At 65.7% G+C, this 26,673-nt stretch carries 25 protein-coding genes and 2 pseudogenes; 15 read left to right on the top strand and 12 right to left on the bottom strand.

From position 1 onward, the window contains the following. Positions 1–54: 54 nt before the first annotated feature. Positions 55–792, bottom strand: coding sequence for a zinc ribbon domain-containing protein (locus tag LKE06_RS29045; RefSeq protein WP_228002521.1), 738 nt, complete (start codon positions 790–792; stop codon positions 55–57). Positions 793–1,023: 231 nt separating this feature from the next. On the opposite strand from LKE06_RS29045, the gene LKE06_RS29040 reads away from it, so the two are divergent. The 6 genes from LKE06_RS29040 (at position 1,024) to LKE06_RS29015 (ending at position 9,053) form a co-directional block, all read left to right on the top strand. Further along, on the top strand, positions 1,024–1,545 hold the full coding sequence (locus LKE06_RS29040) for a YbaB/EbfC family nucleoid-associated protein (RefSeq protein WP_228002519.1): 522 nt from the start codon (positions 1,024–1,026) through the stop codon (positions 1,543–1,545). Beyond that, the gene (locus LKE06_RS29035; protein ID WP_228002518.1) at positions 1,542–1,856 is read left to right on the top strand and encodes a WXG100 family type VII secretion target; all 315 of its coding nucleotides are present in this window, start codon (positions 1,542–1,544) and stop codon (positions 1,854–1,856) included. The genes LKE06_RS29040 and LKE06_RS29035 overlap by 4 nt, the downstream gene beginning before the upstream one ends. A 4-nt stretch (positions 1,857–1,860) precedes the next feature. Beyond that, the gene (locus tag LKE06_RS29030; RefSeq protein WP_228002517.1) at positions 1,861–6,945 is read left to right on the top strand and encodes an ADP-ribosyltransferase; all 5,085 of its coding nucleotides are present in this window, start codon (positions 1,861–1,863) and stop codon (positions 6,943–6,945) included. Next, positions 6,942–7,379: a hypothetical protein gene (locus LKE06_RS29025; RefSeq protein ID WP_228002516.1), complete on the top strand. Its 438-nt coding sequence runs from the start codon at positions 6,942–6,944 to the stop codon at positions 7,377–7,379. The genes LKE06_RS29030 and LKE06_RS29025 overlap by 4 nt, the downstream gene beginning before the upstream one ends. A 34-nt stretch (positions 7,380–7,413) precedes the next feature. Beyond that, positions 7,414–7,716: a hypothetical protein gene (locus LKE06_RS29020; RefSeq protein WP_228002515.1), complete on the top strand. Its 303-nt coding sequence runs from the start codon at positions 7,414–7,416 to the stop codon at positions 7,714–7,716. 581 nt (positions 7,717–8,297) lie between these two features. Beyond that, the gene (locus LKE06_RS29015) at positions 8,298–9,053 is read left to right on the top strand and encodes a hypothetical protein (RefSeq protein WP_228002514.1); all 756 of its coding nucleotides are present in this window, start codon (positions 8,298–8,300) and stop codon (positions 9,051–9,053) included. 189 nt (positions 9,054–9,242) lie between these two features. Here LKE06_RS29015 and LKE06_RS29010 read toward each other — a convergent pair whose 3' ends face one another. From LKE06_RS29010 to cobC, 3 genes are all read right to left on the bottom strand, one after another. Then, positions 9,243–9,884: a hypothetical protein gene (locus LKE06_RS29010; RefSeq protein WP_228002513.1), complete on the bottom strand. Its 642-nt coding sequence runs from the start codon at positions 9,882–9,884 to the stop codon at positions 9,243–9,245. Between the two features lie 165 nt (positions 9,885–10,049). Further along, positions 10,050–11,174: a Nif3-like dinuclear metal center hexameric protein gene (locus LKE06_RS29005; protein WP_228002512.1), complete on the bottom strand. Its 1,125-nt coding sequence runs from the start codon at positions 11,172–11,174 to the stop codon at positions 10,050–10,052. Between the two features lie 213 nt (positions 11,175–11,387). Beyond that, entirely contained in the window at positions 11,388–12,425 is a 1,038-nt protein-coding gene (cobC, locus tag LKE06_RS29000) for an Rv2231c family histidinol phosphate aminotransferase CobC (protein WP_228002511.1), read from the bottom strand. A 44-nt stretch (positions 12,426–12,469) separates the two neighbouring features. Here cobC and LKE06_RS28995 point away from each other — a divergent pair. After that, positions 12,470–12,928, top strand: a pseudogene (locus LKE06_RS28995) (low molecular weight protein-tyrosine-phosphatase); the annotation flags it as partial. 167 nt (positions 12,929–13,095) lie between these two features. Continuing rightward, the gene (locus tag LKE06_RS28990; protein ID WP_228002510.1) at positions 13,096–13,947 is read left to right on the top strand and encodes an SURF1 family cytochrome oxidase biogenesis protein; all 852 of its coding nucleotides are present in this window, start codon (positions 13,096–13,098) and stop codon (positions 13,945–13,947) included. 182 nt (positions 13,948–14,129) lie between these two features. Here LKE06_RS28990 and LKE06_RS28985 read toward each other — a convergent pair whose 3' ends face one another. Next, positions 14,130–15,074 (bottom strand): cobalamin biosynthesis protein, encoded by a 945-nt coding sequence (locus tag LKE06_RS28985; protein WP_228002509.1) that lies wholly within the window; start codon positions 15,072–15,074, stop codon positions 14,130–14,132. A gap of 440 nt (positions 15,075–15,514) precedes the next feature. On the opposite strand from LKE06_RS28985, the gene LKE06_RS33405 reads away from it, so the two are divergent. Beyond that, positions 15,515–15,832 carry a sigma factor gene (locus tag LKE06_RS33405; RefSeq protein ID WP_228002508.1) on the top strand — a complete coding sequence of 106 codons (318 nt, stop codon included), beginning with the start codon at positions 15,515–15,517 and terminating at the stop codon, positions 15,830–15,832. Further along, positions 15,724–16,047, top strand: coding sequence for a hypothetical protein (locus LKE06_RS28975; RefSeq protein ID WP_228002507.1), 324 nt, complete (start codon positions 15,724–15,726; stop codon positions 16,045–16,047). Before LKE06_RS33405 ends, LKE06_RS28975 begins: the two co-directional genes overlap by 109 nt. A 95-nt stretch (positions 16,048–16,142) precedes the next feature. On the opposite strand, the gene ald is transcribed toward LKE06_RS28975, so the two are convergent. Next, complete coding sequence (gene ald / locus LKE06_RS28970) at positions 16,143–17,255, bottom strand: alanine dehydrogenase (RefSeq protein ID WP_228002506.1); 1,113 nt, start codon at positions 17,253–17,255, stop codon at positions 16,143–16,145. Between the two features lie 124 nt (positions 17,256–17,379). On the opposite strand from ald, the gene LKE06_RS28965 reads away from it, so the two are divergent. The 4 genes from LKE06_RS28965 to LKE06_RS28950 all read left to right on the top strand — a co-directional run bounded on the left by LKE06_RS28965 (position 17,380) and on the right by LKE06_RS28950 (position 19,294). Beyond that, positions 17,380–17,622, top strand: a complete 243-nt coding sequence (locus LKE06_RS28965) for a hypothetical protein (protein ID WP_228002505.1) — start codon at positions 17,380–17,382, stop codon at positions 17,620–17,622. 68 nt (positions 17,623–17,690) lie between these two features. Continuing rightward, entirely contained in the window at positions 17,691–18,206 is a 516-nt protein-coding gene (locus tag LKE06_RS28960; RefSeq protein ID WP_228002504.1) for a gamma carbonic anhydrase family protein, read from the top strand. A 165-nt stretch (positions 18,207–18,371) separates the two neighbouring features. Beyond that, positions 18,372–18,557 (top strand): hypothetical protein, encoded by a 186-nt coding sequence (locus LKE06_RS28955; RefSeq protein WP_228002503.1) that lies wholly within the window; start codon positions 18,372–18,374, stop codon positions 18,555–18,557. Positions 18,558–18,676: 119 nt separating this feature from the next. Continuing rightward, complete coding sequence (locus LKE06_RS28950; protein WP_228002502.1) at positions 18,677–19,294, top strand: TetR/AcrR family transcriptional regulator; 618 nt, start codon at positions 18,677–18,679, stop codon at positions 19,292–19,294. A 1,158-nt stretch (positions 19,295–20,452) separates the two neighbouring features. Here LKE06_RS28950 and LKE06_RS33005 read toward each other — a convergent pair. Then, positions 20,453–21,070 (bottom strand): annotated as a pseudogene (locus LKE06_RS33005) (Eco57I restriction-modification methylase domain-containing protein); the annotation flags it as partial. Between the two features lie 120 nt (positions 21,071–21,190). Here LKE06_RS33005 and LKE06_RS28940 point away from each other — a divergent pair. Next, positions 21,191–21,883, top strand: a complete 693-nt coding sequence (locus LKE06_RS28940) for a nitroreductase (protein WP_228002501.1) — start codon at positions 21,191–21,193, stop codon at positions 21,881–21,883. 13 nt (positions 21,884–21,896) lie between these two features. On the opposite strand, the gene LKE06_RS28935 is transcribed toward LKE06_RS28940, so the two are convergent. The 5 genes from LKE06_RS28935 to LKE06_RS28915 all read right to left on the bottom strand — a co-directional run bounded on the left by LKE06_RS28935 (position 21,897) and on the right by LKE06_RS28915 (position 26,656). Further along, on the bottom strand, positions 21,897–22,382 hold the full coding sequence (locus LKE06_RS28935; RefSeq protein WP_228002500.1) for a winged helix-turn-helix transcriptional regulator: 486 nt from the start codon (positions 22,380–22,382) through the stop codon (positions 21,897–21,899). A 119-nt stretch (positions 22,383–22,501) separates the two neighbouring features. Then, entirely contained in the window at positions 22,502–23,935 is a 1,434-nt protein-coding gene (locus LKE06_RS28930; protein WP_228002499.1) for an acyl-CoA carboxylase subunit beta, read from the bottom strand. 125 nt (positions 23,936–24,060) lie between these two features. After that, positions 24,061–25,311 (bottom strand): KasA/KasB family beta-ketoacyl-ACP synthase, encoded by a 1,251-nt coding sequence (locus LKE06_RS28925; protein ID WP_228002498.1) that lies wholly within the window; start codon positions 25,309–25,311, stop codon positions 24,061–24,063. Between the two features lie 10 nt (positions 25,312–25,321). Continuing rightward, a complete protein-coding gene (gene acpM / locus LKE06_RS28920) occupies positions 25,322–25,624 on the bottom strand; it encodes a meromycolate extension acyl carrier protein AcpM (protein WP_228002497.1) in 303 nt (100 codons plus the stop codon). Positions 25,625–25,741: 117 nt separating this feature from the next. Further along, positions 25,742–26,656, bottom strand: a complete 915-nt coding sequence (locus LKE06_RS28915; RefSeq protein ID WP_228002496.1) for an ACP S-malonyltransferase — start codon at positions 26,654–26,656, stop codon at positions 25,742–25,744. Between the last annotated feature and the right edge of the window lie 17 nt (positions 26,657–26,673).

Below are 26,673 nucleotides of genomic sequence, written 5' to 3'. Positions count from 1 at the left end.
TCCTCGACCTGCCATGGTCATATCGATCGCCCGCGCCGAAACACGGTCGCAGACCTACAGCCCCGATTCCTTGGTGCGCACCAGCACCGCACCGCACTCCGGGCAACGCACGATCGCATTCGGTTCGGCCTTCGCGATTCGGGCGATCTCACCGCGGTCCAGCTCGATCCGGCACGCACCACACCGACGGGCCTGCAACAACGCCGCACCTATCCCGTTCTGGGTGCGCTGCCGGTCATAGATGCTCAACAGCTCAGCCGGGAACGCGCCGACCAGCCCGGCGCGGTCGCCATCGCAACGGCCCTGCGCCACATCGAGATCCGCGAGCGCCTCATCACGCTGACGCAGGGCAGCCGCCAAATCCTGCTCGGTCTTGTCCAGCCGGGCGCCTGCGTGCTCGTGGTCGGCGGCGGACGCCTCGCGACGCTCCATCACCTCGAGCAGTTCGTCCTCCAGCACCGAGCGGCGCCGCTCCAAACTGCCCAGCTCATGCTGCAACTCCGAAAGCTGTTTCGCGCCCACCGACCCCGAGGTCAGCATCCCGCGATCGCGTTCCTCACGCTTGCGGACGGCCTCGACTTCGCCCTCCAGTTTGCGGATATCGCGATCGAGATCGTCGAGCACGATCTCGACCGCCACCGCGGCGTCCTTATGACCATTACGCTCCCCCTCGAGCCGCGCCACCTCCTGCTGCTCGGGCAGCACGGTGCGCCGGTGCGCAATCCGCGTCAGTTCGGCGTCGACAGCGGCGAGCTGCAGCAGCTTGGCCTGGATCGGGGGTTCGACATTCAACGCGGACAAACTCCTGGACGCTATGGACGGATAGGGAGAGATACCCGCACGCCCACAACAGACCGCGAATACCAGTGCACAACCGTACCCCTGGCACGTGACCACGCATCCCTTCGACTCCGGTTTGCTCGAGCCGCGCCCAGGTGATGGAATCGCCCGAATCGTGGAACCGATCCGAAACCTATTGCGTCGATATCAGAGACGGATCGGTATCGAAGGAGGGGATAACTGGTGAACGGCATCGCACAGAATGATCCGCAGCCACACATCAACGCGCTGCGGGAGCAGGTCGACTCGATGCTGTCGGCGTTCGAGCAGCAGCGCAGCGGGCTCGCCGATGCTCAGGCCCGGATCGCCGCCGTCACGGGTGAGGCGTGGTCGGAAGACAATCTGGTCCGAGTGGTGTGCAATGTCGCGGGCATTCCGCTGGAGGTGCACGTGGAAGCCGCGGCCTTCAAGCGGTCGACTCCGGAAAAACTCGGCAGGTCGATTGCCGAGGCCGCGCAAGCCGCGGCACAGGCCGCCGCGGAGAAGTCCCAGAGCGTCTTCGGCCCGATCGGTGACATCGCCAACGATATGCCGGACCTGTCCGACCTGATACCCGGAGCACCCAGTATCAAGGACCTCGTCGCCTCGATGCTGCCCACGCCTACCGGTCAGCGGAATTCGCCGGACCCGGATCGGTCGCCGCCCAGCGATGAGGACGAGGACATGTACTACCGGAACCGCTCCTACCTCGAGAACCGCCGATGAGCACACTGAGCGTCGATCCAGCAGCACTGCGTACCACCCAGCCGCGTTTCGCGGAGGTGTCGCAAACCGTGACCGATGCAGCGACGGCACTGCGCCGAGTGCTAGAGGCCGAGGGCGAGTGCTGGGGCCACGACGAAACCGGAGAACAGTTCGCGAAAAACTACACGCCTGGCAGCGACGAAGCACTGACAGGCCTGAACGGACTCGCGACCACATTCACCGGCCTGAGCGACAACGTCCGCACCATCGCCGACACCGTCGAGAGCCAGAACCAGGCCCAGGCGGCCGCAACCAACGCGATCGCTCCCTGATCTCTTGGGAATCGAGATCCCCACCCAACTGCAATGGGTCGCGAAATATGTTGTGGGAGCTGGTGACTGGCCGGAAGGCGACGAGACCGCGATGCGTCGGGTCGGCGACGCGTGGGAAGCGGCGGCCACCGCGCTGGACAGCGTCGACGCCGACGCCGAGAACATCGTCCGCGACGTTCTCAACGCCCTGTCTTCCGGCCAAACCCACGACGCGTTCGCCGACTACTGGAAAGAGATCGGCGGCGAAGACGGCGGACTCGCCGGGCTCATCGAACGGCTGAAGCAACAAGCGGCCAGCATCGACGAGGGCGCGACCGATATCGAACACACCAAGTACGTCATCATCGCCGCCCTCGTCATTTTCGCCGCCCAGATGCTGTGGGCACTGGCGACCGCCGCAACTGGTGTCGGTGCCCCCGCAGCCGCAGCCGCCGAAGTCGCCGCCCGTGCCGCCACCCAAACCGCCATCCGCATCGCGATCCGCCAACTCATCCAACGCATGATCGCCCGGATGACCGCCCGTGCGGTCGCGCGTGCCGCGCTCAAAGGCGCCGTGTTCGGACTGCTGCAATCCGGCGGCGTCGACCTCGGCGCTCGACTCATCCAGATCGGCCAGGGCAACCGCGATGGCTTGGATGGTGACGACTGGAAGGCCATCGGCATCGGTTCCGTGGCGGGCACCATCGGTGGCGCCGTCGGCGGTGGGCTCGGCACCGGCGGAGCCGCCGCCGGCGTCGCAGACCAGGCAAGCAGCAAACTGGGTAGACATCTCACCGAGGTCGGTGTCGAGTCCGCAGCCGGTGTCGCTGGGTCCGTAGCAGGCAGTGCGGCCACCGTTCCCCTCGGCGGCGAATTCGAATTCAACGCCGCCACCCTCACCTCGTCCGTCGGAGGTGCCGCCAGTACCAACTTCGGCCAGGGCGGATCGGGCGACGGCGACGGTTCCGTCAGTCAACAGCACGGCGACAACAACCAGCCGTCGCGCCAACCCGACACCTCCACCAACCCCACTGGCGCTGAGGACAGCTCACCGGCAGCCACTCAACCGGACGCCACCGACAGCGGTGCCGATCACTCCGCCGACACAGGCGGACAGCAGAGCCCTACTGCCTCACCGGGCGACCAAGGCAATTCCACCAACCCGGCGGCAGCTCCCGATGCAACGCAACACAACCCGCCGTCGCAGGATGGCACCCCGCCGACACAGAACGTGGAATCCGGCGCTCCGTCAACGCATCCCGATGCCACGCCTCCCTCGCATTCCACCGACACCCCGGACCCAGGTAACGCTCCGCATTCCGAGCCCAGTACCGAAGCACCCCAACATAACTCGCCCTTTCTATCGTCAGATCCGGGTAACCTCACGCCAGCTCACACCGACGCGCCGCAATCCGGCACCCAACCGCAACCTGACGGGCAGCCGACCCACGACCCGCAACCCGCGCAGGACTCGCACCCCGGCACCACCCCCACATCTCACCCACAGTCCAGCCTCGACCTGCCCCCCGTCGATTCCGCACAGCCCGCAACTCCGGCCACATCCACACCCGAGCCCCCTACAAGCACTCCCACGGAGCCAGGGACTTCGCACCAGGACACACTCCCTCCGGCGACACCGGACGTATCACCGCAACAACCCGCCCTTTCGGGAAGCCACGACGCCGCTCCCAACCAGCCGAGCGCAACCCAGCCCCCCACTGCCACATCGCAATCCGCCCATCCGGAGCCGACCGCTGGCGCGGCACCCACCAATCCGGAAACCACTCCGCCGTCGCGAAGCAGCACCGCGACCGAAACGTCGACCGCGACACTCCCGTCCACAGGCACCCCGGCCCCGAGCACCTCCGGCACCACCACTCCCGACGGCAACCACCGACCGACCCCCACACCACCCGAAACGACCAATACCGGCACTCCGACATCATCGACGCCCCCTCGCCCCGAAACCCCCACAACGCGAACTGATTCCGGTCGGCCGACCCGCCCGGACACACCCACCACCCCCCGTTCGGACACCGCGCGCTCGGACACTTCCCGACCGACAACACCGCGGCCAGATTCCACCCCTCCGACAACACCAGAGGCATACCCACACACCCCCACACCCGCATCACGCCCACGTACCCCCGAACCCACCGCGCCCACTCATCACCCGAACGCCGAACGTCCTGCTACCCGCACAACGCCGGATGCGTCCGCGCCGCCGCGCCACACGGACCCGGCCACCCCACCCCACTACAGCCATCAAGTCCCCGACTATCACCGAAACGCCAGCCGCCTCCCGGATTGGTGGCTCACCAGCAATCAGCCGACCGCGACCCACACCCCCAACCCGCGCAGCGAAACTCCCCGGAGCGCCGAAGCACCCCGCACAACCACACCACCTCGCGGTACCGACCATGCGCAGCCCCCGAGTCCCGGCACCCCGCCCCGAACAGCACACCCCGCCTCGCGGACCGCTCCCGAAGCAACCAACACCCGTGCACCCGAGTCGGCTCTGCCCGCAGCACAGCCCACCCACAGCCACTCAGCCAGCACTCCGCCCGGCGCTGCTACTCCGACCCACCCGCACTCTCCGGACCACGCTGGTCGTCAGCCTTCGAACGAGGGCCACGTCACCGACGACGGATACCGCCGGTTCCCGAGTGACGATGCTGGAGAGCGCTACGGCGAGAATCGGCTCGGGCAGGTGCTGCAAAACTTGCCTTCGGATCTCAGGAACGCTGTTCACCAGTACACGGTGCAGTCACTTCCCAACGGCTTCCTGCGTGGAGCGGATCCTGCCGCAAGTGCGGGGCGATACTTCGACCATCTGCGCAACGAAAGCCACGGGGTACACGCACTCGCCCCACTGAACGGTGGACGTATGCCGGGAACCGCGGCAGAACTCCACCACATGTGGCACAATCCCGCCGCGACCGACGTACAGCGCGCGTGGATTCAACACGCACTCAACAACCCCGACAGCGCGGCACGCCTGCACCAGATGTGGGACAACCATGTGCGGCTGAATCAGGTTCGCCGGTATTTCGGCGAGGAACCGACAGCCGACGCATTCAGCCGACGAATCGACGCGCTCGACGCCGCCGTGAACCAGCCGCTCCCGGAACCCGTGCAGGTGCTGCGCGGCATGCACGACATTTCGTTCTTGACCGCCAGAGACGGCCAGCCACTGGGAAATCGCGACCCGCAGCTGCTCAACGGCAGCACCCAGTTGGACCGGGGCTATATGTCGACTTCGCTGGGCCGCAATCCCACCCAGGTCGACGGCAAGTCGTTCGCCTACCGACTCGATCTGGAACTTCCCGCTGGCACCAACGGACTCTGGGTGGGCCGCAGCAGTGCCTACCCGGACCAGCGAGAGCTGATCTTGCCTCGCGATACCGAATACCGGGTCATCGACGTAACCCATACCGGCTGGGATCCCACTGGCAGACCCACGTTCCACATTCGAGCGGAAGTCATCCCAGATTCCGATGGCACCGGGCACGGCGATACGGCGTCGCCATCTACCACGGAGGCATCTCCACATCACGTAAATCCGACTGGCGATCGCTATTCCGCCGTCAACGGCGATGGTCGACGACCGAATCCCAGCCAACCAGCAACGGAGCCGTACGCAGGCACGGCCCACCGCCCACCTTCCGATACCCCTCCACCGAGCCACAACGGCAGCGGCCAGCCGACCCATGCCAACGGCAACACCCCACCGCATACCGATACGCCCCAACCCCACGTGGCTACTGAGTCCACAACACGCCCAGGAGAGGCACAACCCCACCACCCTGAGAACGGGCCGCGGACGGAAAGCTCGAACCAGTCTCAGCGGCACGATTCTCAACGGCACGATGTCGACGAAATGCATCCTCGGATCGAGCGTGATCACGAGACGAGCTACCGGTACCCCGAGCTGACCACCGAACAACGTGAGGCGCTGCGCCGCTATACCGACCCGGATGCGCATGTATACGCCGACCTGAATCGGCAACTACGGGATGACGGGGATCTCGACGCCGAACAACAAGACCTCGCGGCGAACATATCGGCGGGCCTGCACGCCCTTCCGCCACACGTCGGAACCGTGTGGCGCGGCGCCCACCTCAGCCCCGAAGAAATCGCTCGCTACATTCCGGGACATACCGTGCCGGAGTCGGCATTCACGAGCACATCCACCGACCGCAGACGAATTTTCACCGGAAATGTGGAATTCGTAATCCATTCCACAAGCGGCAGAGACATATCCCCGTATTCTATCCGCCCGAACGAACACGAAGTCCTGTTCGACCGGAATTCGCGTTTCGAAGTACGCGGAGTTGTGCACGACCCCAACGCCAACCTTTTCGGCGTAACCCGTATCTACCTGTACGAATCATCGGCACCGCCGGCACATCCCGATGCGACAAGCCCTTCGAGCGATGATTCACATCCAGTTGAATACATCGGCAGCGAATCACCCACCCCCGATTCGATTCCTACCGGCGATCACCCGGTTCTGCATGGTTCCGATCGGACCGCGATCGGCGATGATCCCGCCACCCACCGCGTATTCGACAACCTCAGAAACGAGGGCGAACACGACGTCGTGGTTCATGGAAATATGTTCGGCAGGCCGATACCAGGCAACGCACACGAGTCCGACCCGAGCGCGATCGTACAAGCGATCCAGAACAACCCCAATTACATTCCCGGCACTCCTGTCAGATTGGTTGCCTGCCACAGCGGCAACGAGATCGGCTGGGCTCAGCGAATCGCGGACGAACTGGGCGCACCCGTCCGTGCGCCATCGAATAATGTCGGCGTCCGTCAACAGCCGGACTCGCCTGCTGTGGTCCTCGGCGCTGGCAACTGGCAGACCTTCCATCCGGGCGGGGACCGTGGCATACCTGATTCTCCCGGCGAGCGCGACGCCCCACAGACTGCGGGCACAGCCGATGCCGGGTCCCTCACCGGCTGGGACATGATGGGCGATGATCTTCCCGCGCAACCTGCGCACCCTAATCGCTATCCAGGCGGGCTACCCGATCCCACGGTGCGGACGGAAGAAGACGACGACGATCCGCCAGCAGTGCCATCGACGGACCCGCGGTGACAGAATTGGACGATGTGAAACCCCGTGACGAGAGTGAGGATGCTGTGCCACCTTTGAAGGACGTCGGAATCTATCGAGATATGTATCAGGATCATCGAGCGCATCTTCCATTGGTCGCAGATTCCTATACGGATTCGATCGTCGAAGACCGGCCGAAAATCATCGACTACATGAAATCCGTGGTGCCTACTTTCGATGTTTTGGAAGACGCCGTAGATATGATCGGAAAACGGGAGTGGATCAGAAGTGCCCCATCACTCGTGTCGGATGGTGCGTGGTTCTGGCGCGTTGATTCCATCTACTACCTGGAGACATACCAGCTGCATATCCCGGATGCTTTTCTAGCGCACGTCAGAGCGCAGAAATATACGTCGACAACAGATGGAAATATATCGGATGAATTGTTTAATGTCGCATTTTCGGCCTATCTATAACCCATCCGCTCACCCGCAACCTTGGAGGCACTGAATGACAGAGATGCCCTGGAACCAATCCCCATCCCCAGAACAGCGGGAGATCGACAAGATCACCGCCGCCAATATGGGGATTTCGCTGGAAGAGTTGTACGACATCGACCGCAAGGTCGCCGAGGACGTCCGGGCCAGAGACGCGATCCCTAGGGAGAATCGAGTCGTCGACGGCAATCCGAAGTTCAACAAGGGTTTCGGACCCAATACGCCCGCAAACAATATTCAACCCGGCGAATTGCGCGCCTACTACGACTCGATGCCATCGAACCCCGGCAACGACGGAGACGAACACAAGCGATGACACAGGCCGGCGACATATCGGACGCCTTGCAGGCACTACCTTTCTACAACGGAACTGTATACCGCGGCGCCTTTATGTCCGCTCACGAGATCGCGCAGTTCCAGTCAGGAAATATATACACCGAGCGCGCATTTACCAGCACCACCACGGATTCTCGTCGAATATTCGTATCCAATGTCGAGTTCGTCATCTATTCACGGACCGGTAGGGATATCTCTCAGTATTCGAACTTTCCATTCGAGCATGAGGTTACGTTCGAAAGCGGCACGTCGTTCATAGTGCGAAATGCCATGGTCGCGGCGCGGCGGGATGGAACCGCGAATGCCCGCATCTACCTGTACGAAGTCGGCAATCCCAGCACGAACAATCCGCAGCACCGAACTGACAGGGCAACAGTTCGGACACCCCAACCTCCCCGGTCCGACGCCCAGCACGGCCACTACCCGCCACCCGTGCCGTCAACCGGCGTCCCACCGGCAGCACCGGCAGCACCGGCAGCACCGGCAGCACCGGCAGCACCGGCAGCACCGGCAGCACCGGCAGCACCGAGGCGAACCTACGATGCCTGGACCCGACAACCGGTGTTCTACCTGCCGGTGACGCTACGCGGGGAACTCGTCGGCTACCTCTGGGCATCGATAACCCACAACTCCGCAAGTTTCCTCCGCAAGCTCCCTCCTCAGACACCCCAACAGTTGGCCGACCCATTCGCCGACCCCTCACTGTGGAGCGCCGACGTATGGGCCGGGCGATTAGCCGCGGCGCGCGAACACGGTATGCCCGCGCAACAGGCCGTCCGCCAATGGATCGGCGCACCCGAGCATCCCGAAGGTGGCCACATTCCCCCGGGTTCCGCCGAATTCCACGCCGCGACACTCGCCGCCCTCTACGAATTCGTAAACCCAGGCGGTCCACCGCCACCCGATCCGCTCGTCCAAGACGGGATGTACCCCGACGGAACCCCCGAGGACCGCTCCCGGGGGTGGGGTCCGCTGGTCAGCGCACCGCTACCCAGATACCGAACCGACACCACAGCCGCGATTCGTTTCTTCCCGGTCACCAAAGACAAAGCGGTAATCGGATACCTCTGGGCGTCGGTAACCGGCGACGCGGCCGACTACATTCCACGACAGAACGCCGGTCGCACCGGCGAAATCGCGGCCGGCCTATGGCAGCTCCGACTGAGCCGAGCCTATAAGCAAGGACTCAACTCCCTCGACGCACTCCACCAATGCCAACAGATGCCACCGGATCGCCTGTCCGGAATCATCGGATTCGACGTCCCCTCCCAAAACCTGCCCACCCTTGCGCAACTCAGAGAACTCGCCGAGCAGTAGCCGTGACCGGGTAGGGACAGACCGTCCATCCAGGTGACGTGGCCGAGCCAACCGACTGCCGAGTGACGTTCTGCCGCTATGAAACTCGGCGGTCGGGCCATTCGAGCATGCACGCAAGCAGGTGGCGCACGCATTCTCGACCGATCTCATTCGTCATCCGGCGGAGCATCGCCCAGCGCGTTGGTTCGACTACCCCGACGGCCGGGTTTTGATGGCATCACGCGAAACGAACACATCGAATTCGCCGGGCGTGCCGATCACCGCGTTGCCGTAGGCCGAACGAACGAACGGCTCTGTCCACCAACGGCCTTTTCGCATGTCAGTGAAGAAGTCGCGATCGTCACCATTAACGAAGAATTGGTTCTGGCTGGTAGCGACGCCGTCGAGGCGCTGCCCGTACAGTCGCGTCACCTTGTACCCGGAGTGAAAACCGAGCGCGTTCACCCACGGCTCCAGCTCGACGATATTCGCTTGCAACACCCACAGGTCCCCTTCGACCTCATACTTCTCGTGCGTCTCACCGTGGTCCTTGTCCCCGTATAGCGTGAGATCGACTTGGAGCCGATGTTCCTGCCCCGCAACCGAACTCACCACCACGTGGGCTGCCTTGATCTCCCCACTCAACCCCAGATAGGTCTGAATCAACGTCGCCACCCACAGCAACACCACCGCCACGACCAACAGCGCCAACCCGGTGGCGCCCCGTCCGAGCAGCGCACGCAACCCGACCCGGCGCACCATGACCAATGCCGAAATCATCAGCGCCACAGCAACAAAGATCAACAACGTCAGCCCGACCTGCACAACTCCCAGGTCCACCGGGAAACTCATGCGGTAGTTGTACCCCTTGGGGCCCCGTTGACTCAGCCGAACGGCCCGTCACATCGCCCCGCACCGGCGACACGCGTCGACACGCCGCACCATCGCTTCGGCCGGCTCAGCTCGGCGGTCGACACAACAGCGGCATGCGATGGTGGCGGACCTCCCCTCCCGCGATCAGGCGGGTGCGCTGACCGTCCACGGATCGGTGCGCAGCGTGGACACTCTTGTTTCGAGGTTGGGCAGCGCTGATCGCACCACCGTCTCCGCTTGGGCGCACCAAGGGAATTCGGTGGCCCAGTGGGCGGCGTCGACTACTGCGGGGCCGCCCGCACGCAGATGTTCGTCGACCGGGTGGTGGCGCAGGTCCGAGGTGACGTAGGCGTCGACGCCGAGCCGGGTCACGGTGCTCAGGTAAGAGTCACCGGCACCGCCGCATACCGCGACGGTGTGGATCATCCGGTCCGGATCGCCTGCCGCGCGGACACCCCAGGTGGTCGCCGGCAGAGCGGCCGCGACCCGAGAGGTGAAGGCGCGCAGCGACTCCGGTTCGGGCAGCGTCCCGACCCGGCCGATGCCGAGCCCGGAGGGCAATGGCGCGCGCTCGGTGACCTGATAGGCGGGGTCTTCGTAAGGATGCGCGGCGAGTAGGGCTGCCAGCACGGCGGTTCGCGCGGCGGGCGGCGCGATGACCTCGATGCGGTCTTCCTCCATCCGTTGCAGCTCACCGATCGCGCCAATGGCCGGATTCGCGCCCGGCACCGGCCGGAACTGCCCGATGCCCGGCACCCGCAGCGCGCAATCGCGGTATGCGTCACTGCCACCCGCGCCGACCGCGAACAACGCCTCGAGCACGGCTTCGGTATCCGATCGCGGGACTTGAACCACCCAGTTATCCACGGCGGCACGCGGTTTCGCGTTCAACGGGCCCGTGACGGTGAGCCCCAACGCCGCGGCCAGCGCATCCGAGACGCCGGGATCGGCGGAATCGGCATTGGTGTGCGCACTGAACAACGCACAGCCCGAACGGATCAGTCGATGCAACAGTGCGCCCTTCGGGGTATCAGCCGCGACCGTGTCCACCCCACGCAGCAGCAGCGGATGGTGCACCACCAAAGCCTGTGCCCCCCAGTGGATCGCCTCATCGACAACGGCAGCGGTGGGGTCGACAGCGAATAGCACGCGCGTCACCCCGACAGCCGGATCACCACACACCAGCCCCACCGAATCCCACGACTCGGCCAGCTTCGGCGGATAGGCCATATCGAGCACCTCGATGAGATCCGCCAGCGTCGTTACCATCCACCGTCCTCCACTTCGCCCATGTCACAACCGTCTTCGTCCACCGAGCCCGGCGGAGTGTGTACCACCCCCGCCGAGCTTCCCGCAGACGCCACGCCCATCCTGCGCTTACCGTGAACATCCGCCTCAGCGACATCCCGGCCCAACGTCCTGGAGCGCACTTCACCGGCGTCGCTCACCGCGACCAGCACCCAGCCGATCGCCCCACCGGCATCACAGACCCGCCGCGCGGATGCCGGCGATCAGGCGATCGACCTCGGCGCTGCCGCGTACCGCGACACGCAGGTGGTTCGGCCCGAGGCCGGGGAAGGTATCGGCTCGCCGGACCGCGATCCCCTGGTCCGCCAAGTGCTTTCGCAGCAGCTCGCCATCGGGAACGCGGATCAGCAGAAACGGTCCGGCAGCGGGTGTGTGAACCCGCACACCGAGGGAACGCAGCCGCTCGATCATCGAATCCCGTTCGACGCCAAGGACTTGCGCCCGCGCATGAGATTCGGCGACAGCGTCCGATGCCGCGGTAGCGGTGATCGCTTCCAGTTGCAGGCTGCCCAGCGGCCAGTGGGGGCGGCCGTGATTCAACCGGGCCAGTAGTTCGGGAGCGCCGAGTGCATAGCCACAGCGCAGACCCGCGAGCGCCCACGTTTTGGTGAGGCTGCGCAGTATCAGGACATCGGCGTCGCCGGACCCGGCCAGCGATTCCGGCTCGCCCGGCACCGCGTCCGCGAATGCCTCGTCGACCACGACGATTCGGCCGGGCCGACGAAGGGCGCGGATCGCTTCGGCGGGGTGCAGCACCGAAGTGGGATTGGTCGGGTTGCCGAGCACGACCAGGTCCGCGGCCTCCGGCACGACGGCGGTGGTCAGGGTGTATGGCGGTTCCAGCAGCACTCGAGTCATCGGGACACCGGCCTCGCGCAACGCCAGTTCCGGCTCGGTGAACGAAGGATGGATAACCGCGGCCAACCTGGGCGCGAGCCGTGGCAGCATGGCGAAACCCTCGGCGCCGCCCGCCAGCAACAGCACCTCCTCCGGCGAACGAGCGTGGCGTGCCGCTACCGCGGTCCGCGCCGCGAGGTCCTCGGCGGCACTCGGGTACCGCCCGAGCGATTCCAGGCGCGCGGCCAGCCGCAGACGAAGCCACTCCGGGGGTGCGCTGCCCTGCACGTTCACCGCGAAGTCGACCATGCCCGGGCGCGCGTCCACGTCACCGTGATGTCGCAGTTTCGCATGATCGACGCTGTCCTCGGGCACGAGAACTCACCCTACGTGGCGGGTCATCGGGACCACCGGCCAGAATGGTTGTCGTGGCTGAGCTGCACGTGTCATTCGTCTGTACCGGCAATATCTGCCGGTCGCCGATGGCGGAGAAAATATTCGCGGAGCATCTGCGCCGGGCCGGGCTGACCGACCGGGTGCGGGTGAGCAGTGCGGGCACCATGTCCTGGCACACCGGCGCGGATGCCGATCCGCGCACCACCGCCACATTGCGCCGGCACGGATACCCTGTCGGACATGTTGCCGCCGCAGTCGGCGACGAGCATCACAACGCCGATTTGCTGATCGCCCTCGATACCGGTCACGAACGCGAATTGGCCCGCATGGGCGTCCCCTCGGAACGCCGCCGACTCCTTCGCAGCTTCGATCCCACCGCCGATGGCCCCGACGTCCCCGATCCGTATTACGGCGACACCGCCGACTTCGAGCTCGTCCACGACCAGATCGAGGCAGCGATCGCGGGCCTGTTGGACTGGGTCGACACCGCGTTGGCGGCCCGCGCGTCCGCAGCTTCCCCAGCACCACCTCGGCTCGACACCCCGACCGACGCCGACCACCGTCACACGGCCGCCAACCACGCTGCTGGCGACCACCTGACGTCGGCCCACCGGCATAACGCGGCACCGGTCGCGGAGGGACGCCCGTGATGCGCAGACTGACCTTCTTACTGCGACCGAGCTGGCTGATCCTGGCTGTGGTGGTCGCCGGGTTCGCCTACCTGTGCTTCACCGTCCTCGCGCCGTGGCAGCTCGGCAAGAACACCTCGACCGCGCACCGCAACCAGCTGATCGCCGATTCGGTTGACGCTGCACCGATCGACATCACCGCTGTCCTCGATGACACCGGCAACGATTCGCCCGTCGAATGGAGCCGTGTCACCGCTACGGGCAGCTACCTGCCGGATTCGACGGTGCTGGTCCGGCTCCGCCATCTCGACGGTGCTCCCGGCTACGCCGTGCTGTCCACCTTCCGGCTCGACGACGGCCGCGTCCTACTCGTCGATCGCGGTCTCGTCGCCGCTGTCGACGGGACCCGCCCGCCGCAGATCCCCGAGCCGCCCGCCGGATCGCAACATATCGAGGCCAGGGTGCGCATGTCCGAGGGGGTCACCCCCGGCAAAGACCCGAGCGTCCAAGACGGCTACCGGCAGGTCTACACGATCGATACCGATCAGGAAGCAATCGTCCTGCAACAGCCGCTGACCGCGATCCCCACCGGCGAACGCGGCGGCTACCTGCAGCTCGACGAGAAGCAGCCCGGCGCGTTCACCCCTACCCCACTGCCCCAACTCGACGCGGGGCCGTACCTCTCCTACGGCCTGCAATGGCTGGCCTTCGGCATCATGGCTCCCCTCGGCCTCGGCTACTTCGTCTTCGCCGAAATCCGCGAACGCCGCAAGGAAAAGCCCGCCATCCCCACCCCGGCCCCTGAAGTCGCCCCAACCCCAGCCGCTACCAAAGAACAACGTCTGGCCGACCGCTACGGCAGCAACCGCTGACCTCGCCACGATTGGACAGCTGCGAGCGCATTCGATCCTGACCTGTTCACCCGGCACCGTGCGACCCACGGCCGGATGTCGGGATCACACCTCCGCGCGACCATCCAGGTCCCCCACCGTCCCACGCACTGGTCGCCTGGCGAGTGGCACATGCAGAGTCGGCTACTCGACGTTCGCCGCAATCATGTGCCACTCGGCGATGACCCGCGGCGGGGACGCAGGATCGCCCAGGTGGCGGCCGTCAGGGCGGCGGCCACCTGTACTGCCTCTGATATGCGGATAGCGCGGCGGAGGTCGGGGACGGTGGGGGACGGACCATCGCCGAGGGTGGGCCGCAGCTCGATGCCGTACCGGTATTGGGTTTTGCCACCCAGCCGGACACCGAGTGCCCCAGCCATCGATGCCTCGACTACACCCGCGTTGGGGCTGGGGTGTTTCGCCGCGTCCCGATGCCAGGCGCGCAGCGCGGTAACGGGACGTCCACCGACGAGCGGGGCCGCGGCCGCGGTGAGCAGACCGGTTACGCGGGCGGGCACCAGGTTCGCCAGATCGTCGATGCGGGCCGCGGCCCAGCCGAATCGCTCGTAGCGGTCATTGCGGTAGCCGATCATCGCGTCGAGGGTGTTGATCGCGCGGTAGCCCAGCAGGCCGGGCACACCGGTTGCCGCGCCCCACAGCAGCGGCGCCACCGTCGCGTCGGAGGTGTTCTCGGCGATGGATTCCAATGCGGCGCAGGCCAATCCGTCCGCGTCGAGCACCTCGGGGTCGCGCCCACACAGCGACGGCAGCAATGCCCGCGCGGCGGCCAGATCACCGGATTCCAGCCGATCGGCCATCTCTCGACCGGTGCGCGCCAAGCTGCGTCCACCCAGCACCGCCCAGGTGGCCAACGCCGTCGCCACAACCCCACCACGCCGCACACCGAACCCGACCGCGATCACCGCGCCCACACCCAGCGCTTCGTGCAGCACGCCCGCCGACCGCCGATCCGAGTACGTAACGGATTCGAGTGCGCTTGCCGCATACCCGAATCCAGCCACCGGATGCCACCGCCGCGGGTCACCTAACAAGCGGTCGAGCCCGAATCCGAGCAGCAGGCCGGCAGCGGTCGAAGTCCCGGTAGACACCGTGCGAGAGTAACCGGTCCCGGCCACACCTTCGCGCGCCCCTCCGACAACAACACCGGAAACGACGTACATACATAACAGCGATCGACGCCAGACTCCGGCTTCCGGCGAAGGATCGGCGGATCGAATCGGCGCTGTCAGGGCACGGGCCGCAGCGGGAGCGAGGCGGATGGCGGGCCGATCGGCGTTCGACCGAGACCAGGAGCGACCGCACTCGGCACTCCCGCACGACACTGTCGCGCCGCGACCCCGTACAACACTGTCGCGCCGCGACCCCGTACAACACTGTCGCGCCGCGACCCCGTACAACACTGTCGCGCCGCGACCCCGTACAACACTGTCGCGCCGCGACCATGTCACACTCACCGTCCTCGCGTCGTCACCCTGATGACCATCCTGAACTTGTCCCCGATAGGGACCCATGACCGAACGGCGGGACCGTGACATTCGACCAGCCTTCCGAATCCCCGCCCATCGACCAGGCTGAATTGGCCCGGCAATTCGAGGAGCATCGGCCGTATCTGCGCAGGCTTGCCTATAGCAATCTGGGTAGCCTGACCGACGCCGACGATGTGGTGCAGGAGGCGTGGCTGCGGCTGCAGCGCCAGTACGAGGCCGGGAAGGCGGGCGAGATCGACAACCTCCGGGCTTGGCTGACCACGGTGACCGGGCGACTGGCACGGGCGCGTGGGGCCGCGCGGTCCTGGTCAACGGCCGCCCGGGTCTCGTCGTCTTCGATGGCACCCACGCCGGCGTAGTCGCCTTCACCGTCGACGCGGGCCGCATCGTCGCCATCGATATCGTCCGCAACCCCGACAAACTCCGCGACCTTCCGACCGGCGGCACGCCCGACTGGTACCTCGGCGCCGACCCCAACCCCCAACCCCAACCCCGCAACGGAATAACGCATCCACGAACGGGCGGCCTCCTCGAGGAGGCCGCCCGTTTCCGCGCATCGACCCGTCGCCCGTGAATCCGTATATCCCTGCGCCGCAACAACTCCCAGTGCGACCATCGCCCCGCCGCGAAACATCGGATCGGGCAGAACAGTCGGACGATCGTGCCGAATCAGTCTCGCGGGCCCACCGGATCCAATGCCGTATACCCATGTGCGGCAGCAACTTCCACCGACATCAAGCGGCCCGCGTCCGCGGTGAGCCCCGACGCGAGATCCGGGTGTGCCGCGCAGGCCGCGCGCCAGCCGTGGTCGGCGATGGCGCGCACGTATGGCAGCGTCGCGTTGGTGAGGGCCACGGTCGAGGTGTGCGGTACCGCGCCCGGCATATTGGCCACGCAGTAGAACAGCGAATCGGCCACACGAAAGGTGGGATTCGCGTGGGTTGTCGGATGAGAGCCGGCCAAGCAACCGCCTTGATCTATCGCGATGTCCACCAGCACCGATCCGGGGCGCATTGCGGCCACCAGCTCCTCCGAGACGAGTCTCGGCGCCCGCGCGCCGGGCACCAGCACCGAACCGATAACGAGATCCGCGGCCGGTACCACCTGCTCGATCGTGACGGCATTCGAGGCGAGTGTGGTGACCCGCCCTTGGAATCGGGCATCCAGCTCACGCAACCGAACCAGATTCGTATCCAGCACAGCAACTTTCGCCCCCATGCCGGCCGCGACCACAGCAGCGTTCGTCCCGGCGACACCGCCGCCGAGCACCACCACATCCGCCGGACGGACACCGGGCACACCACCGAGCAGCACACCGGCACCGCCGAGCGGCGCCATCAGGTGATACGCCCCGACCTGGGTGCCGAGCTTGCCCGCGACCTCACTCATCGGCGCGAGCAGCGGCAGCGAACCGTCGGCCGCGCGCACCGTCTCGTAGGCGATCGCGGTAATTCCGGACCGCAGAATCGCGTCGGTGCAGGCCCGTGACGCGGCCAGGTGCAAAAAGGTGAACAGGACCTGCTCGCGCCGCATTCGCGGATATTCCTGCGCGATCGGCTCCTTGACCTTCAAAATCAGCTCGGCCCCCCAAACCTCGTCGGCGGTGGACAGCAGTCGCGCTCCCGCCGCGCCGTAGGCGGAATCCACGAATCCCGACCCCACCCCCGCACCCGCCTCGACGAGCACCTGGTGCCCGTGACGCACCAACTCCCCGGCCCCCGCCGGCGTCAGCGCGACCCGAAACTCCTGCTCCTTGACCTCCCGTGGAATTCCGATCCTCATATCGCCATCGTGGACCAGATACTCCGCCGATGCCACGAACGCCGCGCGCTCGACCTCGACCAACCTTTACGAACACCCTGGTCACAACGGATCCGACACCCGCGACCACGGTGCGGCGTCACGAATGAGATGCATCAGCGCACCGACTGCGCCCGCCTACTGCTCGAATCGAGCACCCGACACTGTGGACCGCATCGCCACCGACACCGGCTTCGGCACCGCCGTCAGCCTCCGACACCACTTCCATCGCATTCTCGGCACCTGTCCCGCCGCACACCGCGCGCAGTTCCAAACCGCTGACGCGAGTATTCAGCGGACCCGCCCGACCCACGATGCCAGCGCGGACCGGCACGTCGACGCGGGGTGAGACGCCGTGCCGGTCGACCAGCACGACCCGCCGGGTTCCCCCGGTTGCGGCCTCGCTACGTTTTTCGCATGAGGATTCAGGTCGGTGAGTTCGCGCCGGAAGTCGACGACAGTGCGTGGATCGCGCCCAACGCGACCGTGATCGGGCGGGTGCGACTCGCCGCCGAGGTGAGCATTTGGTACGGCGCGGTGTTGCGGGGTGACCTCGAGTCGATCGAGGTCGGCGCCAGGACGAACATCCAGGACGGGTGCGTGCTGCATGCCGATCCCGGATTCCGGCTGACGGTCGGCACGGGAGTTTCGGTGGGACACAATGCGATCCTGCACGGGTGCACGGTCGGCGACGATGTGCTGGTCGGTATGGGAGCGACGGTGCTCAACGGCGCGGTGATCGGAGCGGGCAGCCTCATCGCGGCCAATGCGCTTATCCCCGAGGGCGCGCAGATTCCGCCGGGTTCCTTGGTCGCGGGAGTGCCGGGCAAGGTGCGGCGCGAACTCGGCGAGTCCGAGCGCGAAGGCATTCGACTCAACGGCGCTGTGTACCTACACAACATGGCCAACCACCGCGACGCGCGGATACTGTGAGTCAGCGCACACTAGTCAAGTGTCCAACAGGAATCGCTGATAACATTTTGCCAGCGTGTCCGGTGTCGAGGGGTCCCCTGTCGACACCGCCGCCGTGCGGCTCGTAGCACGGCAGGGCGCCCGTCAGCAATGGCGGACCGGCGCGTGCGGGTAGGAGGTTTCACGGTGGCGTACGGACAACCGAGTATGCACCGGCTGCAGCGGCGGATCAGCGTGGCCGATATCGCGGCCCAGCCAGGCGGTATCGAGGCGCTGCAGCGCCGAGTCCACGAATTGCGTTCCAATGGGGTCGATTTCGCGGCCAATGCCATCGAACAAGAGATGGCGGAGCTGGATCTTCCGCGACAGTAGTTCGCAAGCAACTCGCCGGTCACCGCAGCGCAACCCGGTGAGATACTGGTCGTCCATCGCCCATACCGTCGCGGTAGCGCGCGTCATCAGCGCCCCGCGCCGAATCGACTGGAGACCTGATGCCCACCGTCCCGTCCATGCTCGAGCGCATCCTCGACAATCCCGTCAAGGACGGCGAGCAGCTGCTGGAGAGCGCGCTGTCGGCGTTCCTGGACTTCGGCATCAAGCGCACCAGCATGGGCGAGATCGCGCGGCGCGCGGGCATCAGCCCGGCAACCCTGTATCGCCGGTTCGAATCGAAGAACGATCTGGTCGAGGCGGTCAGCCTGCGCGAGGCGCAGCGTTTTGTCGCCGAGATCGACGAACGCGTGCGGACCGTCGCTGACAGTGACGACCAACTGGTCGAGATCTTCGTCGCATTCATCAGCGCCATCGCGGGTAACGAACTGCTGCGCAGGCTTTTGCGCACCGAGCCCGATCTCATCCTGCCGCGCCTGACCACCGATGCGGGGCCGATCATCGCGGTCGGGCGCATTTACCTGGCCACTAAGCTGCGAGAGTTACGGCCGACCGACGCTACCGAGGACTTCGACGCCGACCTGGTCGCCGAGATCATGGCCCGGCTGGCCCTGTCGCTGGCGCTGACCCCGGACGGACTCATCCCACTCGATGACCTCGAAGCCGGACGCGATTTCGCCCGCCGCATCCTGCTGCCGATGATCGGCGTCGCAGGCTGACCCGACACCGAACGCGACGGCGACTCGATCGTCGAGCATTCGTGCCGCCTCGGCGTCGGGCACGCGCCCGCCCTCGACGAATTCGGTGACCAATTCGACAATTCCGGAGCACCGGGTCGGATCCGGTAACGGCAGGCGCGACACATATTGGGTAATCCACCGCCGCCGACCCGAATACAGCCGATTCCCGCAGACCGCATCGTAGAAGCGCAGGCCGAGCGCCGAATTCGCGACACCCATCAGCAGATACGCCAACATATCGGCATCACCGCGAATACCGATGTCCGACAACGACATCCAATAGCAGTCGCCATTCACTACCGCCCCGGACCGGTCCAGCGCGAACCGTGGCCGCACGCTGATATCAGGAAATACCAGTTTCGGCACCTGCCACAGATGCGGTCGCTGTGGCACCCATATCTCGAACCACGCACGCCCACTCGCTGTCACATATTTCCGACCGGACAGGATCTCCTCATGGGTCCGCAAATATGCTGCGGCACCGGGGAATTCGGCCAAGTCGACGGGTACCCGCCGCAGTTCGGTGATGTCGTAGGGGTACAGCACGCGGGTGTCGCGATCACGACGAATCCGCCAAGGCCCGAGATCGTGATGAGTAATCAAGTCGAACAACAACTCCGGCTCCGGACGCGGGTCCGCCTGCTCCCACCGATCCGAAATGAACACCCGGTCCGCGGTCGTCTTGATCCCCACCCGGATCGGCGCCACCTCCCCGAACGTCTTCCATGTCCTCGCCGCTACGCGCGCCAGCCAGTCATCCACCCCCGGCCGCGACATCCGCCACGCTCGTCCCGCAGCCATCCCGTCGACACCGGCTCCATCGCCGATATCGAACTGGTCACTGCCACTGGAACTCTCGCCCACTCCGACATCGGCCGACGGTACCGTCGCGGCCCCCGATACGCACGCGGGCGCCGCATCGCCGGTTGCCAAGCTGCCGACCCGCACGGCGAAATTCCGCCCGTTGTGGGTAATCAGACGGTCGGCTATTCCGACCAGTGCTTCGAAAAGGTCAGCATCATCGGCGGTTTCGTCATCGTCCGCCTCGTAGGCCGACACATAGCGGCAAGGGGCGTCTCGGAGCGAGCGCGTCGCGATGGTGACAGCGGGCAGCACGGCCGCGTCGAACAGTCTGGTGTCGCCGAGGTCGTACAGTTCGACCGGAGCCAGCTCGGAAAGCAACAGTCCGCGAACGTTAGCGCCCGCCTTTGTGGTGAGAAACCGGTTGGCGCACAACAATCCGAGTGCCCCGCCTGGACACAGCAGTCGAGCGGTGATCGCGACGAACGGATGGGTGAGATCGATCCGCCCGCTCAGTCCGAATCGCTTACTCAGCAGCCGCGCGGTCTCCCCACCCAACTGCTGGGTCCGGACATACGGCGGGTTCGTAATGACGACATCGAAGCATCCGTCCGCGATGGCCTCGGACACGGTCAGAAAGTCGCCGACATGACCATCGATGGCCACGCCTTCCGCACCCGCTCGCTGCCGCACCACCCGCAGCGCGTCGTCGTCCAGGTCGTATCCGACCAACTCCAGCCGCGTCCCCGGCAACGCGGCCGCCGCCTCCCGATGCAGCGCCAGCAGTAACTCGCCATCCCCGCAGGCGGGATCCAGCACTCGCAGCACACCGGCGGACCCGTTTCGCGGTACATGCTCGAGTAGTCGCCGGGCTAGAAATCGCGCCAGGGCGGGCGGCGTGTAGTGCCTGCCGTGCCGCTTTCGATCCCGCGCGGCGGCGATCTCGGATCCCATGCCAGGGATTGTGCCCCGTCTATCGGCATTGAACCGCGTGGCGCGAGCGACTCGCGCCAACCGACCGGAGACCTTCAATGCTAGCGTTCAGTCTCAAAATGAGACTTACGGAGGAACGCCATGGCGCCGAGCACCACTGACCCCGAGCAGTTCGCGGTGTTGTCCCAGATACTCGACGACCGGTGGACCTGCAGGCAGTTCCAGCCGCAGCCGGTGGCGCGGGAGACCATCGAGTCACTACTGCGACTGGCGCAGCGAACGCCATCGTGGTGCAACACCCAGCCGTGGCAGGTCGTGGTGACCGAGGGCGCGGGCACCGACCGGTTCCGCAAGGAGCTGCTCGATCACGTCCAAAAGTCCACACCCGAACCAGATTTCGCGTTTCCGAAGCAATACACCGGCGTCTACCGCGACCGCAGGCGCGAATGTGGCAAGCAGCTGTACGCAAGCGTCGGGATCAGCAAGGGCGACGACGAGAAGACCATGCGGCAGGCGATTCGCAACTTCGAACTCTTCGACGCACCGCACGTCGCGATCGTCACCAGCGAGGCCGACCTCGGCGTCTACGGGGCCGTCGACTGCGGGCTCTACCTCGGCAACTTCCTGCTCGGCGCGCACAGTCTCGGCCTGGGAGCCGCTCCGCAAGCCGCCCTCGCGTCATATGCGCCATTCCTGCGCGAATACTTCGGCATTCCGGATCACCGCCGGGTCGTCGCGGGCATCTCCTTCGGCTATCCCGATACCGATCACCCGATCAACTCGTTTCGCACGGCTCGCGAAACTCTCGATCAAGTCGCCATCTGGGCCGACTGACGCACCCTGCGCCCTACCGAACCGAACTCCGCGCCCCGGCCGCCGCCTCCGAAACGGCCAGGCCGGGCCCGGGCAATGGCATCACCTCACGTGCGGTGAGCTCGGTCCCACACACATCGCATTCGAGTTTCACGTGCGCCTCGCCGGTGCAGTCGCGATGCCGATACTCCACCGGCGGCCCCTCCGGCGCCATATAGATATCGCCCCAGTCCCGAATCGCCAGGAGAATCGGATAGATGTCATGTCCCTTCGGGGTGAGCCGATATTCCTCGTGAGCACCCCCCGCCGCCTTCTGTTTCACCAGAATCCCGTGTTCGATCAATCGATCGAGCCGATCCTGTAGCCGACTGCGCGAGATGCCGAGCGTGCTCTGGAATGCGTTGAATCGGCGGATCCCCGAGAACGAATACTTCAGGATCAGCAGTGTCCAGCGGTCGCCGAATATTACGAGCGGACGCGTGATCGAGCACGGCACATCGGCCAGTTCCTCATAGCGCACCTCTCGATGCTACGCAGCCGTCATCGCGCGGCGGTCTTGTCGAGGCGAATAGCCGGTCATCGGATCAGGGCAAAAAGAATGGGCTCCGGGATATCCCGGAGCCCAACTCTTTCCCGCCCTTACAGCGGAATGTTCTTGTGGTGACTCTTGCGCGCCGGCGCCGAGGCCAACGCGGCGGCGACGGTGCTACGGGTCTTCGCCGGGTCGATGACCTCGTCGACGACACCGATCGCGATAGCACGCTCCACACCACCGGCGATCTGCTCATGCTCTGCGGTGAGACGTTCGTGCAGCGCCTCACGCTCGTCGTCCGGCGCCGCGGCCAGTGCCTTCTTATGCAGAATGCCGACGGCGGCCTTGGCGCCCATAACGGCGACCTCGGAGCCGGGCCACGCGTACACCGCGGTCGCGCCAAGCGAACGGGCGTTCATGGCGATGTAGGCGCCGCCATAGATCTTCCTGGTCACCAGCGTGACACGTGGTACCCGTGCTTCGGCGAACGCGTGCAGCAGCTTCGCGCCACGGCGCACCACGCCTTCCCACTCCATGCTGACGCCGGGCAGGTAGCCGGGAACATCGGTGACCACGATCAGCGGGATACCGAAGGCGTCGCACAGCCGCACGAAACGTGCTGCCTTCTCGGCGCTTTCGGAGTTCAGGCACCCGCCGAGCCGGATCGGGTTGTTCGCGAGCACGCCTATCGTACGACCGCCGAGCCGACCGAGCCCGGTGACGATGCTGCGTGCGTAACCACCCTGCAGCTCCTCGAACGAGGACTCACCGTCGACGTTGTCGAGCAGCTCGTGGATGATCGGCTTGACGTCGTAGGCACGTTTGGCCGACGCCGGCATCATCGCCTTCAGGTCGACGTCACCGTGTTCGGCGGCAACCAGATCGAACTCGCCCTGTTCGGCGAACATCGACACCAGCCGACGACCCCGATGCAGCGCATCGGCCTCGTCAGTGGCGACGATATGGGTCACACCGGACTTCTTGCCGTGCGTCTCCGGGCCACCGAGGGTCGCCATGTCGACCTGCTCGCCGGTCACGCTGCGCACCACGTCCGGACCGGTCACGAAGACCCGGCCCTCGGGCGCCATGATGACGATGTCGGTCAGCGCGGGGCCGTAGGCAGCGCCACCGGCCGCGAAGCCGAGAACGACCGAAAGCTGCGGGACCAGGCCTGATGCCCGGACCATGGCCTCGAAGACCAGGCCGACGGCGTGCAGTGCCTCGACCCCTTCGGCGAGCCGGGCGCCGCCGGAATGCCAGATGCCGACAACCGGAATGCCGGAGTCGATAGCGGTGTCGATCGCGTCGACGATGTGCTTGCAGCCTTCCACGCCCATCGCGCCGCCCATGACGGTGGCGTCGGAGCAGTAGGCGACGGTGCGTACTCCGTCGACCTCACCGATGGCGGCGAGCACACCGGACTTGTCACGCGGATGTAGCGGTAGGACTGTACCGGGATCGAAGAAGCGTTGCAGCCGACCAAGCGGGTCACGCGGGTCGGTTGCTGTTTCGGGCTGAAACGCGGGGGCCATGATTGTCATCGCGTTTGTCTCCTCACCTCTATGAAGTGCGCCGCTGCCGCGGCTGCGTATGTCGAACCACGGTGGGGTCGAGCCAATTCAATTGGCCGACCCCACCGGGATCGTTGTGCAGTCGATCGGTGCGGCTATGCCCGACCGAAGGCGAGCGCCACATTGTGCCCACCGAAACCGAAAGAGTTGTTGATCGCGTACTCGATCTCCTGGCGGCGAGCCTCGCCGTGCACCACGTCCAGATCGATCTCCGGATCGAGGTTTTCCAGGTTCAGCGTCGGCGGAACGATGCCGTCCCGGATGCTGAGCACGGTGAGCACCGACTCGAGGGCACCGACGGCGCCGATCGAGTGACCCAGTGCTGATTTCGGCGCGTATACCGACGCGTGGTTACCCACGGCCAGGTTGATCGCCCGCGCCTCGGCGGTGTCGCCGATCGGGGTGGCGGTCGCGTGCGCGTTGACGTGGGTGATGTCGTTCTTGGTCAGACCAGCGGTCTGCATCGCCCTTGTCATCGCGCGCGCGGCGCCATTGCCATCGGGAGCAGGAGCTACGAGATGGAAGCCATCGGAGGTGATACCGGCGCCGAGCACGCGGGCGTGGATCGTGGCCCCGCGTGCCTTGGCGTGCTCCTCGGTCTCGATGACCATGAGCGCACCGGCCTCACCGAAAACGAACCCGTCACGATCCTTGTCGAACGGACGCGAGGCACCCTTCGGGTCGTCGTTACGAGTGCTCATCGCACGCATCATGGTGAACGCCGCAATCGGCACCGCGTCGATAAAGCCTTCGACGCCACCGGTGACGACGATGTCCGCGTCACCCATGACGATCATTCGCCACGCATTAGCGATGGCCTCGGAGCCGGACGAGCACGCCGAGACCGGAGTGACCACTCCTGCCCTGGCCTTCAATTCGAGACCAACAACGGCCGAGGGGCCGTTCGGCATGACCATCTGAACAGCCAGCGGCGAAATCTTGCGATAGCCACCGTTCTTCAGCTTGTCGACCGAGTCGATGAGGGCGTCACCGCCACCGAGTCCGGTGCCGATTGCCACACCCAGCCGTTCCGGGTCGACTTCCGGGCTGCCCGCGTTACGCCAGACCTCACGACCGAGCACGGTCGCGAGCTGCTCGACGTACGCCATGCGCCGGCACTCGACTCGGGTCAGCAGGGTCTCGGGCCGAACCTTCAGGTGACCGCCGATGCGGACCGGAAGGTCGTACTCCTCGATGAAGGAATCCTCGAGAACGTCGATACCGCTCTCGCCGTTGAGGAGTCCCTTCCACGTCGCATCGACGTCACCAGCGATCGACGTGGTCGCCGCCATGCTCGTGACGACGACGTTGGGGAAGTTCCCGTTCAAGGTGGAAGGAGTGGTCACAGTGTCAGCCCTACTCGGCGTTGTCGAACTTGGCCTTGAGCTCCGCGGCGGCATCCGAATTCTCCGCCTCGAGCTTCTGGATGTAGCCGACTGCGTCGCCGACAGTCTTCAGGCTGGCCAGATCCTCATCCGGGATCTTCACGCCGTACTTGTCCTCGGTCTGCACTGCGATTTCGACCATGGACAGCGAGTCGATGTCCAGGTCATCGACGAAGGACTTCTCGAGCGTCACCTCGGAGGGTTCGATACCCGTAACCTCTTCGATGATCTTGCCGAGTTCCTCGACGATTTGTTCCTGGGTCAGAGCGGCCACGTCGTGGCTCCCTTCTTGTTACTTTGTAGGGCTCTACTGTTTTCGGATCGAGCGGGACGATAGTTACGCACCCACTCGGTCGCGGTCGTGCGTTTGGTTACACGACCGCAGGGAAAGCTAGCCGGAACTGGTCAGCCCGGCCAATGCGGGGAGGTCTTCGGGAGTCTTCAGGGCCAGCGTCGGCGTGCCCTTCAGTTCCCGTTTTGCGATGCCGACGAGTGTGCCCGCCGGCGGTAACTCCACCACCGCCGAAACCCCGGCTTGCCTGGCGGTTTCGGTGCACAGGTCCCATCGGACGGGCCGGGTGACCTGCGCGGCGAGCTTAACGATCGCGTCGGCGCCCGAGACGACCGGCTTGCCGTCGAAGTTCGACAGCAGCGTCCGAGTCGGGTTGTTCGGCGAGATCTTGCTCACAGCTTCCGTCACCGCATCCTGGGCCGGACCCATGAACGTGGTGTGGAAAGCCCCCGCGACGGACAGGGCACGTACCCGAGCCTTTTCGGGTGGGTTCGCGGCGAGTTCCGCCAGCGCGTCGAGCCGGCCCGCGGCGACGATCTGGCCCGTCGCGTTCCGGTTGGCCGGAACGAGGTCGAGCTCCGCGAGTCGAGTGAGCACGGTGGCCTCATCGCCACCGAGTACCGCGGACATTCCGGTCGGGTCCAGCGCGCACGCCTTGGCCATCTCCGCACCGCGGATGGCAGCCAGGGCGACCGCGTCGTCGTCGGTTATGACTCCAGCGACAGCGGCTGCGGCAAGTTCACCGACCGAGTGTCCGGCGACGATGGTATCGGCCGGCAGTGAATTCGGCTCGATTTCCGCGAACGCGAGCAGCGCAGCGGCGACAACGAGCGGTTGGGTAACGGCGGTGTCGGTGATCTCCTCGGCCGTCGCGGTGGTACCGAGACGAACCAGATCAAGGCCGGAGGCCTTGGACCAGATGGCGAGGCGATCTATCGCGCCGGGGAGGTCGAGCCAAGGCACGAGCATGCCGGGTGTCTGGGACCCCTGTCCAGGGGCGAACAACGCGATCACACCTCTAAGAAAACACT

It is taken from the genome of Nocardia australiensis, from assembly GCF_020733705.1.
GTDB lineage: Bacteria > Actinomycetota > Actinomycetes > Mycobacteriales > Mycobacteriaceae > Nocardia > Nocardia australiensis.
Note: the sequence above shows the minus strand (reverse complement) of the source record. Positions and strands in the feature narration are given on the sequence as shown.

What these genes read in the sequence shown, in the direction of transcription:
- LKE06_RS29035 (WP_228002518.1), top strand. Translation starts at nt 1,542, where the DNA reads ATGAGCACACTGAGCGTCGATCCAGCAGCACTGCGTACCACCCAGCCG.
- LKE06_RS29020 (WP_228002515.1), top strand. Translation starts at nt 7,414, where the DNA reads ATGACAGAGATGCCCTGGAACCAATCCCCATCCCCAGAACAGCGGGAG.
- LKE06_RS29010 (WP_228002513.1), bottom strand. Translation starts at nt 9,884, where the DNA reads ATGAGTTTCCCGGTGGACCTGGGAGTTGTGCAGGTCGGGCTGACGTTG.
- LKE06_RS29005 (WP_228002512.1), bottom strand. Translation starts at nt 11,174, where the DNA reads ATGGTAACGACGCTGGCGGATCTCATCGAGGTGCTCGATATGGCCTAT.
- LKE06_RS28990 (WP_228002510.1), top strand. Translation starts at nt 13,096, where the DNA reads ATGCGCAGACTGACCTTCTTACTGCGACCGAGCTGGCTGATCCTGGCT.
- ald (WP_228002506.1), bottom strand. Translation starts at nt 17,255, where the DNA reads ATGAGGATCGGAATTCCACGGGAGGTCAAGGAGCAGGAGTTTCGGGTC.
- LKE06_RS28965 (WP_228002505.1), top strand. Translation starts at nt 17,380, where the DNA reads ATGAGATGCATCAGCGCACCGACTGCGCCCGCCTACTGCTCGAATCGA.
- LKE06_RS28960 (WP_228002504.1), top strand. Translation starts at nt 17,691, where the DNA reads ATGAGGATTCAGGTCGGTGAGTTCGCGCCGGAAGTCGACGACAGTGCG.
- LKE06_RS28950 (WP_228002502.1), top strand. Translation starts at nt 18,677, where the DNA reads ATGCCCACCGTCCCGTCCATGCTCGAGCGCATCCTCGACAATCCCGTC.
- LKE06_RS28940 (WP_228002501.1), top strand. Translation starts at nt 21,191, where the DNA reads ATGGCGCCGAGCACCACTGACCCCGAGCAGTTCGCGGTGTTGTCCCAG.
- LKE06_RS28930 (WP_228002499.1), bottom strand. Translation starts at nt 23,935, where the DNA reads ATGACAATCATGGCCCCCGCGTTTCAGCCCGAAACAGCAACCGACCCG.